Consider the following 1435-nt stretch of genomic DNA (forward strand, 5'->3'; position numbering starts at 1 on the left):
TGAAGTGAACCCAAAAAGTTAGACATGAATATTAGGCAGCTACTTGGGCATGAGTTCGGTACTGTACTGGACTCATGCCTTTTAGTTTTACCTTAATCCGTTTATGGTTATAGTAGTAAATGTAATTTTCTAATTCTTGTTTAAAATGCTCCATACTCTCAAATTCTTTGAGATAGAGTAATTCAGACTTTAATAAGCCAAAGAAATTCTCTATGACTGCGTTATCTAAACAATTTCCCTTACGGGACATGCTTTGGACAATTCCACGTTCTTTTAATGCATGTTGATATTGCTTCATTTGATAATGCCAACCCTGATCTGAATGGAGGATAGGGGTTTCACCATTTTTCAATCGATCAAATGCTTGATCTAACATTTTTGAAACTAGTGTATAAACAGGGCGTTTTTCTACGTTAAAAGCGATGATTTCTCCGTTATATAAATCCAAAATAGGGGATAAATATAACTTCTCTCCATGTAGGTGGAATTCTGTCACATCCGTCACCCACTTCTCATTCGGATTAGACGCTTGAAAGTCACGTTCTAGTATATTAGGGGCAATTCTTCCAACCTGTCCACGGTATGAACGATATTTTTTCATTCGAACAAGACACTTTAATCCCATCTGATTCATCAGACGACGAACCGTTTTATGGTTCAGTACAATCCCTCTTGTACGTAATTCCAACGTAATACGACGGTATCCATATCGTCCTTGATGTTCATCAAATATCTTTTGGATGATGTTTTTTACTTCCTCATATTTATCAGGACGCTCCATTTGTTTTGTCCAATAATAATACGTACTTCGCGCTATACCAGCGATCTTTACTAAATTGATTACCTTAAAATCATGCCTTAACTCATGGATTATTTGCGCTTTGTCTTGTTCTGTAATTTTTCTTTTTCTTGAATTAAGGCTTGTAACTTTTTTAAATAGGCATTTTCCATTCTTAAACGCTCATTTTCAGCTAGTAATGCCTCATTTGATCCCTCAACTGGTATAGATTTCTTTGTTTCTTTTTTCATGGATGGACGCCCCTTTTTCTTTGAATTTAGGGCATCTAATCCTTGTGTTTCAAATAAATATTGCCATTGATAAAGAGTAGAATCTGATGGCAAATTAAATATCGCAGCCGTTTCAAAAATAGACGTCCCATTCTCATTCATATAGTTAATTACGTCTAGTTTATATTGTACGGAATAATTTGCATAGCCCTTATCAAAGGCTTCCTCTCCATGATATTGATAGAGTTTTACCCAGTATATAAGTTTATTTTTAGCTACACCGATAGCTTTTGCGACTGTTTTATAGCCGTCATTTCCACTTAAATATCTTTTTACTGCTTCAATTTTTTCTTCCCTTGAAAATTTAGCCAAAAGAAAAGCACCTCCAAATTTTAGATTTTGTGTCTAAAATTTGGGGTGCAGTTCA

The 1435-nt window shown here is 34.9% G+C and carries 1 protein-coding gene; it reads right to left on the reverse strand.

All coding sequences use genetic code 11. From position 1 onward, the window contains the following. Positions 1-31: 31 nt before the first annotated feature. Positions 32-1380, reverse strand: a protein-coding gene (locus EK386_RS19785; protein WP_126660862.1) for an IS3 family transposase whose coding sequence is annotated in 2 segments (ribosomal slippage) — positions 32-921 and positions 921-1380 — 1350 coding nt in all. Because the reading frame shifts where the segments join, the coding sequence is not laid out codon by codon here. Between the last annotated feature and the right edge of the window lie 55 nt (positions 1381-1435).

Source organism: Lysinibacillus antri (assembly GCF_003977595.1).
GTDB lineage: Bacteria > Bacillota > Bacilli > Bacillales_A > Planococcaceae > Ureibacillus > Ureibacillus antri.